Source organism: Acidovorax sp. LjRoot66, assembly GCF_964253305.1.
Taxonomy (GTDB): Bacteria; Pseudomonadota; Gammaproteobacteria; order Burkholderiales; family Burkholderiaceae_C; genus Acidovorax.
On the sequence record NZ_CAXUQU020000001.1, the window covers coordinates 4,516,393 to 4,530,239 of the forward strand.

Annotated in this window: 17 protein-coding genes; 7 read left to right on the forward strand and 10 right to left on the reverse strand. The window is 67.8% G+C overall.

Features of this window, described 5'->3' with window-relative positions; genetic code table 11:
- Positions 1 to 73: 73 nt before the first annotated feature.
- Genes ACSQ3Y_RS21195 through trhA form a run of 3 tightly spaced genes read left to right on the forward strand, consistent with a single transcriptional unit; the run spans position 74 to position 998 of the window.
- Positions 74 to 205, forward strand: coding sequence for a hypothetical protein (locus tag ACSQ3Y_RS21195; protein WP_255357714.1), 132 nt, complete (start codon positions 74 to 76; stop codon positions 203 to 205).
- The gene (locus ACSQ3Y_RS21200) at positions 171 to 338 is read left to right on the forward strand and encodes a hypothetical protein (protein WP_179680731.1); all 168 of its coding nucleotides are present in this window, start codon (positions 171 to 173) and stop codon (positions 336 to 338) included. Before ACSQ3Y_RS21195 ends, ACSQ3Y_RS21200 begins: the two co-directional genes overlap by 35 nt.
- A 24-nt stretch (positions 339 to 362) precedes the next feature.
- Positions 363 to 998: a PAQR family membrane homeostasis protein TrhA gene (gene trhA / locus ACSQ3Y_RS21205; protein WP_436178782.1), complete on the forward strand. Its 636-nt coding sequence runs from the start codon at positions 363 to 365 to the stop codon at positions 996 to 998.
- Between the two features lie 83 nt (positions 999 to 1,081).
- On the opposite strand, the gene ACSQ3Y_RS21210 is transcribed toward trhA, so the two are convergent.
- The 10 genes from ACSQ3Y_RS21210 to ACSQ3Y_RS21255 form a co-directional block, all read right to left on the reverse strand.
- Positions 1,082 to 1,297, reverse strand: coding sequence for a TOBE domain-containing protein (locus ACSQ3Y_RS21210; RefSeq protein WP_056168199.1), 216 nt, complete (start codon positions 1,295 to 1,297; stop codon positions 1,082 to 1,084).
- A 65-nt stretch (positions 1,298 to 1,362) separates the two neighbouring features.
- Complete coding sequence (locus tag ACSQ3Y_RS21215; RefSeq protein WP_057265656.1) at positions 1,363 to 2,187, reverse strand: ATP-binding cassette domain-containing protein; 825 nt, start codon at positions 2,185 to 2,187, stop codon at positions 1,363 to 1,365.
- Positions 2,188 to 2,191: 4 nt separating this feature from the next.
- Positions 2,192 to 3,163, reverse strand: coding sequence for an aliphatic sulfonate ABC transporter substrate-binding protein (locus ACSQ3Y_RS21220; RefSeq protein WP_436178783.1), 972 nt, complete (start codon positions 3,161 to 3,163; stop codon positions 2,192 to 2,194).
- A 142-nt stretch (positions 3,164 to 3,305) separates the two neighbouring features.
- On the reverse strand, positions 3,306 to 4,175 hold the full coding sequence (ssuC, locus tag ACSQ3Y_RS21225; protein ID WP_436178784.1) for an aliphatic sulfonate ABC transporter permease SsuC: 870 nt from the start codon (positions 4,173 to 4,175) through the stop codon (positions 3,306 to 3,308).
- A complete protein-coding gene (locus tag ACSQ3Y_RS21230) occupies positions 4,172 to 4,546 on the reverse strand; it encodes a VOC family protein (RefSeq protein WP_436178785.1) in 375 nt (124 codons plus the stop codon). The genes ssuC and ACSQ3Y_RS21230 overlap by 4 nt, the downstream gene beginning before the upstream one ends.
- Before the next feature lie 23 nt (positions 4,547 to 4,569).
- Positions 4,570 to 5,733 carry an FMNH2-dependent alkanesulfonate monooxygenase gene (ssuD, locus tag ACSQ3Y_RS21235; protein WP_436178786.1) on the reverse strand — a complete coding sequence of 388 codons (1,164 nt, stop codon included), beginning with the start codon at positions 5,731 to 5,733 and terminating at the stop codon, positions 4,570 to 4,572.
- Between the two features lie 29 nt (positions 5,734 to 5,762).
- Positions 5,763 to 5,903, reverse strand: coding sequence for a hypothetical protein (locus ACSQ3Y_RS21240; protein WP_164470697.1), 141 nt, complete (start codon positions 5,901 to 5,903; stop codon positions 5,763 to 5,765).
- 21 nt (positions 5,904 to 5,924) lie between these two features.
- Entirely contained in the window at positions 5,925 to 6,896 is a 972-nt protein-coding gene (locus ACSQ3Y_RS21245) for a sulfonate ABC transporter substrate-binding protein (RefSeq protein WP_436178787.1), read from the reverse strand.
- A 176-nt stretch (positions 6,897 to 7,072) separates the two neighbouring features.
- On the reverse strand, positions 7,073 to 7,663 hold the full coding sequence (gene ssuE, locus ACSQ3Y_RS21250; protein WP_436178788.1) for an NADPH-dependent FMN reductase: 591 nt from the start codon (positions 7,661 to 7,663) through the stop codon (positions 7,073 to 7,075).
- Between the two features lie 31 nt (positions 7,664 to 7,694).
- Entirely contained in the window at positions 7,695 to 8,717 is a 1,023-nt protein-coding gene (locus ACSQ3Y_RS21255) for a sulfate ABC transporter substrate-binding protein (protein ID WP_436178789.1), read from the reverse strand.
- 159 nt (positions 8,718 to 8,876) lie between these two features.
- On the opposite strand from ACSQ3Y_RS21255, the gene ACSQ3Y_RS21260 reads away from it, so the two are divergent.
- The 4 genes from ACSQ3Y_RS21260 (at position 8,877) to ACSQ3Y_RS21275 (ending at position 13,843) form a co-directional block, all read left to right on the forward strand.
- Positions 8,877 to 9,152, forward strand: a complete 276-nt coding sequence (locus ACSQ3Y_RS21260) for an oxidative damage protection protein (RefSeq protein ID WP_057207053.1) — start codon at positions 8,877 to 8,879, stop codon at positions 9,150 to 9,152.
- 22 nt (positions 9,153 to 9,174) lie between these two features.
- Positions 9,175 to 11,109 carry an FAD-dependent 5-carboxymethylaminomethyl-2-thiouridine(34) oxidoreductase MnmC gene (mnmC, locus tag ACSQ3Y_RS21265; protein WP_436178790.1) on the forward strand — a complete coding sequence of 645 codons (1,935 nt, stop codon included), beginning with the start codon at positions 9,175 to 9,177 and terminating at the stop codon, positions 11,107 to 11,109.
- 135 nt (positions 11,110 to 11,244) lie between these two features.
- Positions 11,245 to 12,048 carry a sulfite exporter TauE/SafE family protein gene (locus ACSQ3Y_RS21270; RefSeq protein WP_436178791.1) on the forward strand — a complete coding sequence of 268 codons (804 nt, stop codon included), beginning with the start codon at positions 11,245 to 11,247 and terminating at the stop codon, positions 12,046 to 12,048.
- 10 nt (positions 12,049 to 12,058) lie between these two features.
- Positions 12,059 to 13,843, forward strand: coding sequence for a nitrite/sulfite reductase (locus tag ACSQ3Y_RS21275; protein WP_057265672.1), 1,785 nt, complete (start codon positions 12,059 to 12,061; stop codon positions 13,841 to 13,843).
- Positions 13,844 to 13,847 lie beyond the last annotated feature (4 nt).

Below are 13,847 nucleotides of genomic sequence, written 5' to 3' on the forward strand. Positions count from 1 at the left end.
TTGCCACACTGACGCAAAACCGTCACACGGCAAGGCTATCTTGGGGGAGCTTCACACCACCCAGGAGGTCACCATGCTCTGGAAATTTCTCGGATTGCAGCGGTTGTTCGACGAGCTCTTGGACGAGAGCTGGTTCTCCTTCGACCTTCCTGACAACGACTGCTTCTTCCATGACGAACCGCTCCCGCTCTCCGCGCAGGATTGAACCGCTGCGCACCGTGGCGCTGTTCGGGATCATGGGCTGCGCGATGGCCTGGGGCCTGGTGGAGCTGTTCGCGCTGCAGCGCTCGCGCTACCACGCCTGGCGCGAACGGCACCACACAGCCCTGCCCCGTTGATATCGCGCTGACACAGGCCTCGCCATGCAGTGCCGCGACCAGACCCCCGGCGAAGAACTGGCCAACAGCGCCAGCCACGGCCTGGCACTGCTGGCGGCGGTCATCGCGGCCCCGTTTCTCATCGCCTCGGCACGGCCACAGGGCCCCGCCAGCGTGGCCGGCGCCATCGTCTTCGCGGCCACCATGGTGCTGCTGTACCTGGCTTCCACCGTCTACCACGCCCTGCCCGAAGGGCGCTTCAAGCAGGCGGCGCTGAAGCTCGACCACGGTGCCATCTACCTGTTCATCGCGGGCAGCTACACACCCTTCGCCCTGCACCGTCCCGATGGCGACTGGAACTTCGCCCTGCTGGCGCTGGTCTGGGCCGTGGCCGCGCTGGGCCTGGTGCTCAAGGCCTTCAACCGGCTGCGCACGGCGTGGCTGTCCACCGGCATGTACGTGCTCATGGGCTGGCTGGCGCTGGTGGCCGCCCTGCCCCTCATCGGCCACCTCACGCAGTGGAGCGCGCACTGGCTCATCGCCGGCGGCGTGGCCTATACCGTGGGCGTGGCGTTCTTCGTGCTCGACTCGCGCCTGCGCTACGCGCATGCCGTGTGGCATGGCTTCGTGGCCGCCGGCACGGGCTGCCATGCCGTGGCCATCATGGGCTGGGGCGGCTGAGCCGCTGACTGTCCGCCAGAACGGCGCGCAAACGACAAGACCCTGCAGTGCAGGGTCTTGCAATCAGGCGACCGCAGCCCCGATCACAGCTTGGCGATGGACACCTCGGTCGACTTCACCAGCGCGACCACGTCGGAGCCGACGACCAGCGCGAGGTCGTCCACCGAGCGCGTGGTGATCACCGAGGTGACGATGCCCCAGGGGGTTTCGACATCGACCTCGGAGACGACGTCGCCGCGGATGATCTCGCGCACTTTGCCCTTGAACTGGTTGCGCACGTTGATGGCTTGAATGGACATGGTGTTTCTCCTTGAAAGTCCGGGAACGGATGGATGGGTCAAAAAATCAGAGGGGGCGAAGGCGCTCACACCGCCCAGCGCAGGCCATGCGCGGGCACGCCGGGCCAGCGCGCGTCGGCGGCGCTGGGCCCGGCATCGGGCTTTTGCAGCACGCGGTCGAGGATGCGTTTTTCGATGGCGGCAAACGCGGCATCGCCATGCGAGCGCGGGCGCGGCAGGTCGATCAGCTGGTCCAGCGCAATCTGCCCGTCTTCGATCAGGATCACGCGGTCGGCCAGGGCCACCGCCTCCTGCACGTCGTGCGTGACCAGCAGCGCGGTGAAGCCGCTGGCCTGCCACAGGCCTTCGATCAGGCGGTGCATCTCGATGCGGGTCAGCGCATCGAGCGCGCCCAGGGGTTCGTCGAGCAGCAAGAGGCGCGGGTTGTGCACCAGCGCACGCGCCAGGGCCACGCGCTGGCGCTGGCCGCCCGACAGGCGTGCCGGCCACTCGCCCAGCCGGTCGCCCAGGCCCACGCGGGCCAGCACGTCGGCGGCGGCGCCACGGCGCTCGGTGGGCAGGCCCAGGGCCACGTTGTCGGCCACACGCTTCCAAGGCAAGAGGCGCGAGTCCTGGAACATGATGCGCGTGTCCTGGCTCAGGCCGTCCACGGCCTGGCCGTCGAGGCGGATGGTGCCACCCGAGACAGATTCGAGGCCCGCCACCAGGCGCAGCAGCGTGCTCTTGCCGCAGCCGCTGCGGCCCACGATGGCCACGAACTGACCGGGCTCGATCACCAGCTCGGTCTTCTTGAGCACCTCGCGGGCGCCGTAGCGCTTGTCCACGCCGCGCACTTCCAGGCGCACGCCGTTGTTGCCGCCTGCGGGCGATGAAACGTTGGTTTGTGCCATGGTGTCAGGCTCCCGGCTTGAAGAGCGCCACGTCCAGCGTGTTCACACGCCGGGGCAGCAGTTTCTCGGACAGAAAGGCATCGGCAATGCGTTGCTGCTCGGAGAGGCCGCCCGGCAACACGGCACGCACCTCGTAGCTGCGGCGGCTGTTGGCCTGCTCCACCGTGGCGGCATCCAGCCCCCACACGGGTGCCAGCAACGCGGCGGCGTCCTTGGGGTTGCCCTTGACCCAGGTGCCGGCCTTCTGCAGCTCGGCGAACAGCACGCGCAGCACGTCGGCGCGCGCCTGGGCATATGGCGTGGCGGCCAGGTAGTAGCGCTGGTAGGACGCCACATCGCGCCCGTCGGCCAGGATGCGCACATTCGACTGGCGCTGCACGGCGGCAAGGAACGGGTCCCACACCACCCAGGCGTCGATGGCACCGCGCTCGAAGGCGGCGCGGCCGTCGGCCGGCGTGAGGTAGGCGGGGTCGATGTCCTTGAACGACAGGCCGGCCTTCTCCAGCGCGGCGATCAGTAGGTAGTGGGCACCGGCGGCCTTGGCAAAGCCGATCTTCTTGCCCTTGAGGTCGGCCACGGTCTTGAGCGGCGAATCGGCGCGCACCACGATGGCCTGGGCCGAGGGGGACGGCGCCTCCTGCGCCACGAAGGTCAGTGCGGCGCCAGCCGCCTGGGCGAACACCGGCACGGTGTCGGCCACGTCGGCGCTCACGTCGATGTTGCCCAGGTTCAGGGCTTCGAGCAGCGGCAGCCCGCTGGTGAACTCATGCCAGGTGACCTTGGTGCCCAGGGGCGCCAGCAGCTTTTCGAGCGTGCTCTGGGTCTTGAGCACCACGATCAGGGTGGACGACTTCTGGTAACCAATGCGCACGGTATCGGGCTTGGCGCCGCTTTGTGCGGACGCCAGGCCGCTGGCCGTGGCAGCCAGCAGCGCCAGCGCCGTGCGCCGGGAGAGGATGGAAGAATAGGCAAACATGCGGGTACTTGGAATCTTGGAATGCGGTGGTAGGGGTCCTACGGATTCGCGTTCGACCGTATGACTAGGCGGGAAGCCGCAGACAGTGCTGTAGCACGGCAAGGCGAACCAACGACGTCAGACGGTTGAAGGCGAATCCGTATCAGGCGCTCTGGTAGCCGGGGTGCCAGCGCAGCCAGTAGCCTTCCAGGCCCTTGGCGAACAGGTCGGCCAGCTTGCCCAGCAGCGCGTACAGCAGGATGCCCACGAGCACGATGTCGGTCTGCAGGAACTCGCGTGCGTTCATGGTCAGGTAGCCGATGCCCGACTGCGCCGAGATGGTCTCGGCCACGATCAGGATCACCCACATCAGGCCCAGCGAGAAGCGCAGGCCCACCAGGATGCTGGACAGCGCGCCGGGCAGGATGATCTGGCGGTACAGCTGCCAGCGCGACAGGCCATAGGTGCGCCCCATCTCGATCAGGCCCGGGTCCACGTTGCGGATGCCGTGGAAGGTGTTCAGGTAGATCGGGAAGAACACCGACACGCTGATCAGGAACAGCTTGGCCGACTCGTCGATGCCGAACCACAGGATCACCAGCGGGATCAGCGCCAGCGCCGGGATGTTGCGCACCATCTGGATGGTGGAATCCAGCAGCGTCTCGAACAGGCGCACCGAGCCCGTGAGCAGCCCCAGCGCCAGCCCCAGGCCGCCGCCGATGGCCAGGCCCGCCAGCGCCCGGCCGGCGCTGACCTTGACGTGTGTCCACAGCTCGCCCGAGGCGGTCAGCGTCCACGCGGCCTTGATCACCTCCAGCGGTGCCGGCAGCACCCGGGTGGAGAGCCAGCCCAGCGACGAGGCGATCTGCCACACCACGATCAGCGTGACGGGCACGGCCCAGGGCAAGAGGCGCTGCAGCACGCCCTTGGCAAAGCGCAGCCATTGCGAGGGCACCAACGGCGCCAGGCTGGGCGCGTCGATGGAGTCGGCCACAGGCGAGACCTGCAGCTCACGGAGGGATGATGAAGTCATGCGAACTCCTGTCGTTCGGTGTCGGGTTCCAGAAATTCCAGCTGGTTGCCCGCCGGATCTTTCACGTAAAAACGCAGGTAGCCGGGCAGCGCCCGGTTCTCCACCAGGGGCAGTTGGGCCTGCAGCAGGCGCCCGCGCAGTGCGGGCAGGTCCTGCACCTCCAGCGCCAGGTGCGACACCGAGGGCGCGCTCTGCCAGTGGTCGGTGGGCACCAGGTCGATGCGCTGGGTGCCGGCGGCAAAGTGCAGCGCGTTGCCTGCGGCCAGCCGCACCTCGGGCAGGCCGAGCAGGCTGCTGTAGAAGTTGCGGATGGGCTCCTCGACACCGGCCGGAAAGGCCAGTTGCACGTGGTTGATGGAATGGATGGCCATGGGCGATCTCCTTTGCGGGGTGCTCAGCTTTGCGAGGCGCGCGGTGGCAGCTCGTTGGCGACGGATTCGCCGAACGGGCCCAGCGGGTTGCCGCCGGTGAGCTTCTCGCGCACTGACAGGGGCAGCAGCGGGAACACCAGCTCGGCAAAGCGGTAGGCCTCTTCCAGGTGCGGGTAGCCCGAGAGCACGAAGGTGTCCAGGCCCAGGGCCGCGTATTCCGTGATGCGTGCAGCCACCGTCTCAGGGTCGCCCACCAGGGCCGTGCCGGCGCCGCCACGCACCAGGCCCACGCCGGCCCACAGGTTGGGGCTGATCTCCAGGTCGGCCCGCGCACGCTTGGCACCGCCTGCATGCAGGCGCGCCATGCGCCGCTGCCCTTCCGAGTCCATGCGCGCAAACACCGCCTGGGCGCGCACCACGGTCGCGTCGTCGACATGGCTGATGAGTTCCTCGGCCGCAGCCCATGCCTGCGCGTCGGTCTCGCGCACGATGACGTGCAGGCGAATGCCGAACTTCACCGTGCGGCCCTTTTTGGCGGCCCGTGCACGCACGTCAGCCACCTTCTTGGCCACCTCGGCCGGGGGTTCGCCCCAGGTCAGGTAGGTTTCGACCTGCTCGGCCGCCAGGTCGTGGGCCGCGTCGGACGAACCGCCGAAGTACACCGGTGGATGCGGGTTCTGCAGCGGCGGGAAAAGCAGCTTGGCGCCCTTCACCGTGAGGTGCAGGCCTTCGAAATCATAGGTCTCGCCGGTGTGGCTGCGGGCCATGATCTCGCGCCAGATGCGGATGAACTCGGCCGACTGCTCGTAGCGCGTGGCATGGTCCAGGAACACGCCATCGCCCTCCAGCTCGGTCTGGTCGCCGCCCGTCACCAGGTTGATCAGCAGGCGCCCGCCCGAGAGCCGGTCGAAGGTGGCGGCCATGCGCGCAGCCAGCGCGGGCTGGTGCAGGCCGGGGCGCACAGCGACCAGGAACTTGAGCTTCTTGGTGACCGCGATCAGGCTCGAAGCGATCACCCAGGGGTCTTCGCACGAGCGGCCGGTGGGAATGAGCACGCCTTCGTAGCCCAGGCTGTCGGCCGCCACGGCCACCTGCTGCAGGTAGTCGTGGCTGAGCTGGCGCGCGCCCTTGGAAGTGCCCAGGTAGCGGCTGTCGCCGTGGGTGGGAATGAACCAGAAGATCTGCATGGGAAACCTTTTTTTGGTTTGTTATGGCGTCAGTAGGAGATGGCAAAGCCGAACCGGGGCGCACGCACACCCGCACAGCGCGGCCGGGTGGGCAGGCCCCAGGAACTCGCGGTCACGCACAGCACGCGGCGCAGTTGCTCATGCAGGGGAAAGGGCATGGGGGTGTGCATGGAAGGCTCCCGGGAAGAGGGTCAGGCGCCCAGGTCTACCGGCGCGGCGTGCAGCAGGTTGAGCTTCTTGGGGATGAGCTTGAGCTCGAAGAAGGTGTCGGCAATCGACTGCTGCTCGGCGATGATTTCGCGCGTCACGGGGGCGGTACCGAACTTGGCGCGGCTCAGGTACAGGTCGGTGATGCTGCGGTCCAGGCCCAGCACCGTGGTCAGCTCCGCAGCGGCGGCGCCCTGGTTCTTCGAGGCCCAGGTGTCGATGGCGTTGACCTCTTCGATGGCGATGCGCAGCACGTCGGCGTTGCGCGTGGCGTAGTCGCGCGAGGTGAAGTAGTAGGCGCGGTTGTTGACCACGCCGGTGGCGTCCACCAGCAGGCGTGCGTCCAGCGTTTTCTGCGCCGCGGCCAGGAAGGGGTCCCAGATGATCCAGGCGTCCACGGCGCCCTTCTCGAAGGCGGCACGCGCGTCTGCCGGGGCCAGGAAGATCGACTGCACGTCACCGTACTTCAGGCCGTTCTTCTCAAGCAGCTTGACCAGGAAGTACTGCACGTTGGAGCCCTTGTTGTAGGCCACGCGCTTGCCCTTGAGGTCGGCCACGCTGCGAATGGGCGAGTCCTTGGGCACGATCACGGCCTCCAGTGCGGGGCGGGGCACGGTGGCGCCGGCGTACACCAGTGGCGCACCGGCGGCCTGGGCAAAGATCGGCGGCGCTTCGCCCACGTCGCCGAAGTCGATGGCGCCCACATTGAGTGCTTCGAGCTGCACCGGGCCGGCATTGAACTCGGTCCAAGTAACCTTCACGCCCAGCGGTGCCAAGCGCTTTTCCAGCGTGCCGCGGCCCTTGAGGATGGACAGCCAGCCCTTCTGGTGGCCTACGCGCAGCACGCGTGCCGGGGTTTGGCCGAAGGCCGTGCCACCGGCGGCACCCAGGGCCGCAGCGGCCAGGCTGGAGAGGACCACCTGGCGGCGGCGCGAAGAGAGGAAGGTTTGTGTCATGGCGATGTGTCTTTCAGCAATGTCTGGTGGTGCGATGGTTCGACCGGCGGCAACGTGCATGCAGCGGCCTGGCCGGCCCGCATCGGCGGGTGCCGGCTCGACAACAAAATGGGGAGAAAAGAAGGGGATATGGATGCCGCCAGGCGCCTGGAAAAGCGCTGGCGACAACCACGGCGTCAGACGCTACATCGCACCTGCGAGAAATGCACCGGGGCAAAGCGGCCGGCCTGTGCCGGCGGCGGGCGCAGGGTTTCGGTGATCAGCACATTCACCGCTTCGTCCAGGCGGGCGGCGATGTCGGCGTGCAGGTCGTAGGCGCCCTCGGGCGTCAGGGCGACCTGGGAGTCGGTGGCATAGATGCCCGGCAGGATGTGCTTGGCGCCCAGCGACTGCAGCACGGGCCTGAGCGCATAGTCCAGCGCCAGCATGTGGTGCGGGCTGCCGCCGGTGGCCAGGGGCAGCACGATCTTGCCCCTGAGCGCGGTCTGCGGCAGCAGGTCCAAAAAGACCTTGAGCACGCCGCTGTAGGCCGCCTTGTAGACCGGCGTGGCGACCACCAGCACGCGGGCCCTGGCCACCTGGTCGGTGGCGCCGACCACCGTGGGGTGGGCGAAATCGGCCAGCAGCAGTGCCTGGGGCGACAGGTCGCGGATGTGGATGCGGTCCACCAGCGCGCCGCGCACCGACAGGCGTTGGGCCACGGCGTCCAGCAATGCGGCTGAGCGCGAGCGTTCCGACGGGCTGCCGGCAATCAAGAGGGCTGACATGGAGAACTGTCCTTTGCGCGATGGGCGGGGTTCACTTGCGTGTATAGATCTGGTCGAAGCTTGCGTTGTCGGCAAAGTGGTCCTTGGCCGCCTTGTCCCAGCCACCGAAGGCGCCGTCGATGGTCACCAGGTTGAGCTTGGGGAACTGCTTGGCGTACTTGGCCTTGGCCTTGTCGGAAATAGCCGGGCGGTAGAAGTTCTTGCCGGCAATGTCCTGGCCTTCCTCGCTGTACAGGAACTTGAGGTATTCCTCGGCCACCACGCGGGTGCCCTTCTTGTCCACGTTCTTGTCGACCACGGACACGGCGGGCTCGGCCAGGATGGAGAGCGAGGGGGCGATCACGTCGAACTTGGTGCCGAATTCCTTTTCCAGCAGGTAGGCCTCGTTCTCCCAGGCGATGAGCACGTCGCCCTGGTTGCGCTGGGCGAAGGTGATGGTGGAGCCGCGCGCACCGGTGTCCAGCACGGGCACGTTGCCATAGAGCTTGGCCACGAAGTCCTTGGCCTTCGCGTCGCCGCCCAGCTTGCGCTTGGCGAATTCCCAGGCGGCCAGGTAGTTCCAGCGGGCGCCGCCCGAGGTCTTGGGGTTGGGCGTGATCACGCTGACGCCAGGCTTGACGAGGTCGTCCCAGTCCTTGATGCCCTTGGGATTGCCCTGGCGCACCACGAGCACGATGGTCGAGGTGTAGGGCGAGCTGTTGTGCGGCAGGCGCTTTTGCCAGTCTTTGGGGATCCAGTTGCCGTTGGTGTGCAGGGCGTCGGTGTCGCCAGCCAGCGCCAGCGTGGCCACGTCGGCGTCCAGGCCGTCGATGATGGAGCGCGCCTGCTTGCCCGAACCGCCGTGCGATTGTTTGATCGTCACGTCCTGCCCGGTCTTGCCCTTCCAGTACTTGGCGAAGGCCTGGTTGAACTCCACGTACAGTTCGCGAGTGGGGTCGTAGGAGACGTTCAGCAGCGTCACCGACTGGGCCAACGACGGCAATGCCGTCAGGGCCAAGCCACCCGCAAGGGCGAGAGCGAAAGGAAACTTGATAAAGTCGCGGCGAAAGTTCATGGAAGAGCCTCTTCAATTAGGGATGCGAATGGGTGCTGGACACCGATGGATCGCATTCTGGGAGGCCGCCATCAAAACTGAAACAACTAAGATTTCAGTTCTTTATACCGAAACTATCTGAGCACTTCGCTCGCACAACGATTTACAAGGAAAATCCCCATGGCACGCACCGTTCAATGCATCAAGCTCGGCAAGGAAGCCGAAGGCCTGGATTTCCCTCCCTACCCGGGCGAGCTGGGCAAGCGCATCTGGGAAGGCGTGAGCAAGGAAGCCTGGGCCGGCTGGCTCAAGCACCAGACCATGCTGGTCAATGAAAACCGCCTGAACCTGGCCGACGCGCGCGCGCGCCAGTACCTGGCACGCCAGATGGAGAACCATTTCTTCGGCGGCGGTGCCGACGCAGCAGCGGGCTACGTGCCCCCAACGCCTGAATAAGCGCTCAGCGCACGCCCTGCCCATGTCCGAGCCTGTCGACTGGCTGCCGGACGGCACCCCCTACAGCCCCCGCTTCGGCGACCGTTACCACAGTGAAAACGGCGGCCTCACCCAGGCCCGCCAGGTGTTTTTGCACGGCTGCGGCCTGCCGCAGGCGTGGGCTGGGCAAGCGCAATGGCGCATCCTGGAAACCGGGTTCGGCTTCGGCTTGAACTTCCTGGTGACCTGGGCTGCGTGGCGTGCCGATCCAAAGCGCTGCACCCTGCTGCACTTCGTCTCCACCGAGGCCTGGCCCGTGGGGGCCGATGACCTGCTGCGCGCCACCAGCGCCCACCCCGAACTCGCCCCACTGGCGCAGCAGCTGCACGCCCAGTGGTGGGGCCTGCTGCCGGGCGTGCACCGGCTCAGCTTCGACGCAGGGCGGGTGCTGCTCACGCTCTACGTGGGCGACACCCAGGCCATGCTGCGCCAGCAGGCGCTCACGGTGGATGCCGTCTACCTCGATGGCTTCAGCCCCCAGCGCAACCCGGAGATCTGGGACGCGCATACCCTCAAGGCCGTGGCACGCTGCTGCCGGCGCGGCACGCGCCTGGCCACCTGGACCATTGCACGCGCCGTGCGCGATGCGCTGGCCCAGTGCGGCTTCGAGGTCACGCGCATGCCCGGCGTGCCCCCCAAGCGCGACAACCTGCACGCCACCTACAACCCACACTGGGAGCCGCGCACCGCGCCGCAGACCCGGCAGGCGGAGCCGGAATCCCGGCCACCGGGCGACTGCATCGTGATCGGCGGCGGCGTGGCTGGCGCGGCCTGCGCAGCCAGCCTGGCGCGGCGCGGCTGGCGCGTACAGCTGCTGGACCAGGCGGCGGCACCAGCGGCCGGCGCCTCGGGCCTGCCCGCCGGGGTGTTCGCCCCGCATGTCTCGCCCGACGACAGCCTGCTGTCGCGCCTGTCGCGCAGCGGCGTGCGTGCCACCCTCGCCCAGGCCCGTGCCGTGCTGCGCGAGGGGCAGGACTTTGGCCAGAGTGGCGTGCTGGAGCGGCATGCAACCGACAAGGCCCGCAACAAGGCCCTGCCCTCCGCCTGGGCCCAGGGCCCCGGCACCGACTGGAGCCAGCCGGCCAGTGAAGACACCCTGCGGCAGGTCCGGCTGCCGGCCGACACCCCCGCCAACTGGCACCCCCATGCGGGCTGGCTGCGCCCCGCACGCTTGGTAGCCGAACTACTGGCCCAGCCGGGCATCAGCTGGCAGGGCGACTGCCGCGTGGCCCGGCTGCAGCGTGTGGACGATTCACCCGGTGCTGCATGGCAGGCGCTGGACGCTGAAGACCGCGTGCTGGCACAGGCCCCGGTGGTGGTGATTGCCGCTGGCGCCGACAGCCGCCCGCTGCTGGCCAGCCACTGGCCCCTGCAGGCCTTGCGCGGCCAGGTGTCCATCGGCACCTATGGGCCCGGTGAGGCGCCGCTGGCGCCCTTTCCGCTCAACGGCAATGGCAACCTGGTGCCGGATTTCCCGCTGTCCGATGCACCGGGTGCACCACGCGCCTGGATCATGGGCTCGACTTTCGAGCGCGGCCTCACTGCGCTGCCACCCACGCCCGCCGAGCAACGGGAGGCGCACGCCGCCAACCACGGCAAGATGCAGGGGCTGTTGCCGTCTGCGGCCGAGCGCCTGCGGGCGGACTTTGCCGCCATGGCCGGCCCGCACGCGCCGGCCGAAGGTCTGCGCACCTGGGCCGCCGTGCGCTGCACCCTGCACGACCGATTGCCGGTGGTGGGCCCGGTCGATGCCGTGGCCCTGCCGGGTGTGTGGACCTGCACGGCCATGGGGGCGCGCGGACTGACCCTGTCCATCCTGTGCGGTGAGCTGCTCGCGGCCCGGCTGCAGGGCGAGCCTCTGCCGCTGGATGCGAAGCTGGCCAAGGCGCTGGGTGCCGAGCGGCTGGCCGGTGTGTAACCAGCATGCAACAAGGGTCTGGGCCCTGCTGACCCATCGCAAACCGGCGTCAGCACTGGCGCATAAGCTTATCCGCATAAGGGCAGGACAAAACAATAGTTTGCATCCATAAGCCGTGCCTCTACATTCGCTGCCATGCACGATTTGGCGTTTGTTTTTGCGGGTTTTGCGGTCGGGTTCATCGTTGGCCTGACCGGTGTGGGCGGTGGCTCGCTGATGACGCCTGTGCTGATCTTTTTCTTCGGCATCAAGCCCCACCTTGCCATCGGCACCGACCTGCTGTTCGCCGCGTTCACCAAGATGGGCGGCACGGTGAGCATGGCGCGCCAGCGCCTGGTGCCTTGGCGCGTGGTGGGCCAGCTGTGCGCGGGCAGCATCCCCGCCGCCATCCTGGCGCTGTGGGCGCTCAAGGAACTGGGCCCGGCCAGCGGCCAGGCCCAGCGCATCATGACCACCACGCTGGGCTTTGCCCTGCTGCTCACGGCCGCCGCCACGCTGTACAAGGTGGTCGCCTTTTCGCGCCAGCGCCAGGCGGCTGACCAGGCCCTGCGCCTGGCCAACGCCGATCAGGCCACCCGCCCGCGCCACTGGAGCCTGCCGGTGCTGCTGGGCGCAGTGATCGGCACGCTGGTCACCTTCACCTCGGTGGGTGCGGGCGCCATCGGCGTCACCGTGCTGCTGCTGGTGTACCCACTGCTGCCGCTGCCACGCATCATCGGCGCCGACATTGCCTACGCCGTGCCATTGACCCTGGTGGCAGGATTGGGCCATGCCTCACTGGGCTCCGTGGACTGGAGTTTGCTTGCACAATTGCTGGCTGGCTCGCTGCCGGGCATCTGGCTGGGCTCACGCTTGGTCACCCGCACGCCCGAGCGCCTGATCCGCTCCGCCCTGTCCGTCCTGCTGGCCTGGGCAGGCGCCAAATTGATAATGATCTGAGTACCCCACGATGTACCAATACACAGAATTCGACAAAACGTTCGTCCACCAGCGTTCGCGCCAGTTCCGCGACCAGCTCGAGCGCTGGCAGGCCGGCAAGCTGCCGGAAGACGACTTCCGCCCCCTGCGCCTGCAGAACGGCTGGTACGTGCAGCGCTACGCGCCCATGCTGCGCGTGGCCGTACCCTACGGCGAGATCGCCAGCCGCCAGCTGCGCGTGCTGGCCACCATCGCGCGGGACTACGACGAACCCGAAGCCGCCGTCTTCAAGGCCGCCATGGAAGGCCAGGGCTTGCTGGGCACGACCTTTTTGCCCAAGAACTGCGCCCACTTCACCACGCGCACCAACGTGCAGTTCAACTGGATCCCGCTGTCCAAGGCGGCCGACGTGATGGACCTGCTGGCCAGCGTGGACATGCATGGCATCCAGACCAGCGGCAACTGCATCCGCAACACCACCACCGATGCACTGGCCGGCGTGGCCGTGGACGAGCTGATCGACCCCCGCCCCTACGCCGAGATCCTGCGCCAGTGGACCACGCTGCACCCCGAGTTCGCCTTTTTGCCGCGCAAGTTCAAGATCGCCATCAGCGGCGCGGCGGACGACCGCGCGGCCACCGGCTGGCACGACGTGGGCCTGCACATGGCCCGCAATGAGGCCGGCGAGATCGGCTTCAAGGTCTTCGTGGGTGGCGGCATGGGCCGCACCCCGGTGATCGGCACCGTGATTCGCGAGTTCCTGCCGTGGAACCAGATCATGAACTACATCGAGGCCATCGTGCGCGTGTACAACGAGCACGGCCGGCGCGACAACAAGTACAAGGCGCGCATCAAGATTCTGGTCAAGTCCGAAGGCCAGAAGTACATCGACGATGTGGAAGAAGAGTACCGCCAGATCATGGAGATCGACGGTGGCCCGCACACCGTGCCCCAGGCCGAGTTCGACCGCGTGGCCGCCTGCTTCGTGCCGCCCGTGCTGGCCGACATCCCCGATGCCGACCCCGCCGCCCTGGCTGCATCGCTGCAAGCGCAGGCCGCCGAGCACGTGGCCTTTGGCCGCTGGCTGCAGCGCAACGTACACGCACACAAGAATGCACAGCTGCGCGCCGTCACGCTGTCGTTCAAGCGCGCAGGCCAGTCGCCCGGCGATGCCACCAGCGAACAGCTCACGGCCCTGGCCGACCTGGTGGACCAATACTCCGCCGGCGAAGCCCGCGTCACGCACGACCAGAACGTGCTTCTGCCCTGGGTACACGCCAGCCGCCTGTTCGACCTGTGGCAGGAAGCCAAGGCCCTGGGCCTGGCCAGCGCCAACGTGCAACTGCTCACCGACATGATCGCCTGCCCCGGCGGCGACTTCTGCTCGCTGGCCAATGCGCGCTCGCTGCCCATTGCCGAAGCCATCACGCAGCGCTACCAGGACCTCGACGAGCTCGACGACATCGGCGAGATCGACCTGCACATCAGCGGCTGCATCAACAGCTGCGGCCACCACCACAGCGGCCATATCGGCATCCTGGGCGTCGACAAGGACGGCAAGGAGTGGTACCAGGTCACGCTGGGCGGCTCGGACGGCTCCGACCTGTCGGGCGCGGCCGTGGCCGGCAAGGTGATCGGCCCCTCGTTCTCGGCGGCCGAAGTGCCTGACGTGATCGAAGCCGTGCTCGGCACCTACCGCGACCTGCGCGAAAGCGGCGAGACCTTCCAGAGCACCGTGCGCCGCGCCGGCCTGGACCCGTTCAAGGAAGCCGCCAAGACGGCCCGCCACAAGGAAGAGGCCGTGGCTGCCGCCTGAGCCC

What these genes read in the sequence shown, in the direction of transcription:
- ACSQ3Y_RS21275 (WP_057265672.1), top strand. Translation starts at nt 12,059, where the DNA reads ATGTACCAATACACAGAATTCGACAAAACGTTCGTCCACCAGCGTTCG.
- trhA (WP_436178782.1), top strand. Translation starts at nt 363, where the DNA reads ATGCAGTGCCGCGACCAGACCCCCGGCGAAGAACTGGCCAACAGCGCC.
- ACSQ3Y_RS21260 (WP_057207053.1), top strand. Translation starts at nt 8,877, where the DNA reads ATGGCACGCACCGTTCAATGCATCAAGCTCGGCAAGGAAGCCGAAGGC.
- ACSQ3Y_RS21215 (WP_057265656.1), bottom strand. Translation starts at nt 2,187, where the DNA reads ATGGCACAAACCAACGTTTCATCGCCCGCAGGCGGCAACAACGGCGTG.
- ACSQ3Y_RS21200 (WP_179680731.1), top strand. Translation starts at nt 171, where the DNA reads ATGACGAACCGCTCCCGCTCTCCGCGCAGGATTGAACCGCTGCGCACC.
- mnmC (WP_436178790.1), top strand. Translation starts at nt 9,175, where the DNA reads ATGTCCGAGCCTGTCGACTGGCTGCCGGACGGCACCCCCTACAGCCCC.
- ACSQ3Y_RS21210 (WP_056168199.1), bottom strand. Translation starts at nt 1,297, where the DNA reads ATGTCCATTCAAGCCATCAACGTGCGCAACCAGTTCAAGGGCAAAGTG.
- ssuD (WP_436178786.1), bottom strand. Translation starts at nt 5,733, where the DNA reads ATGCAGATCTTCTGGTTCATTCCCACCCACGGCGACAGCCGCTACCTG.
- ACSQ3Y_RS21240 (WP_164470697.1), bottom strand. Translation starts at nt 5,903, where the DNA reads ATGCACACCCCCATGCCCTTTCCCCTGCATGAGCAACTGCGCCGCGTG.
- ACSQ3Y_RS21230 (WP_436178785.1), bottom strand. Translation starts at nt 4,546, where the DNA reads ATGGCCATCCATTCCATCAACCACGTGCAACTGGCCTTTCCGGCCGGT.
- ACSQ3Y_RS21270 (WP_436178791.1), top strand. Translation starts at nt 11,245, where the DNA reads ATGCACGATTTGGCGTTTGTTTTTGCGGGTTTTGCGGTCGGGTTCATC.
- ssuE (WP_436178788.1), bottom strand. Translation starts at nt 7,663, where the DNA reads ATGTCAGCCCTCTTGATTGCCGGCAGCCCGTCGGAACGCTCGCGCTCA.
- ACSQ3Y_RS21255 (WP_436178789.1), bottom strand. Translation starts at nt 8,717, where the DNA reads ATGAACTTTCGCCGCGACTTTATCAAGTTTCCTTTCGCTCTCGCCCTT.
- ACSQ3Y_RS21195 (WP_255357714.1), top strand. Translation starts at nt 74, where the DNA reads ATGCTCTGGAAATTTCTCGGATTGCAGCGGTTGTTCGACGAGCTCTTG.
- ACSQ3Y_RS21245 (WP_436178787.1), bottom strand. Translation starts at nt 6,896, where the DNA reads ATGACACAAACCTTCCTCTCTTCGCGCCGCCGCCAGGTGGTCCTCTCC.
- ssuC (WP_436178784.1), bottom strand. Translation starts at nt 4,175, where the DNA reads ATGACTTCATCATCCCTCCGTGAGCTGCAGGTCTCGCCTGTGGCCGAC.
- ACSQ3Y_RS21220 (WP_436178783.1), bottom strand. Translation starts at nt 3,163, where the DNA reads ATGTTTGCCTATTCTTCCATCCTCTCCCGGCGCACGGCGCTGGCGCTG.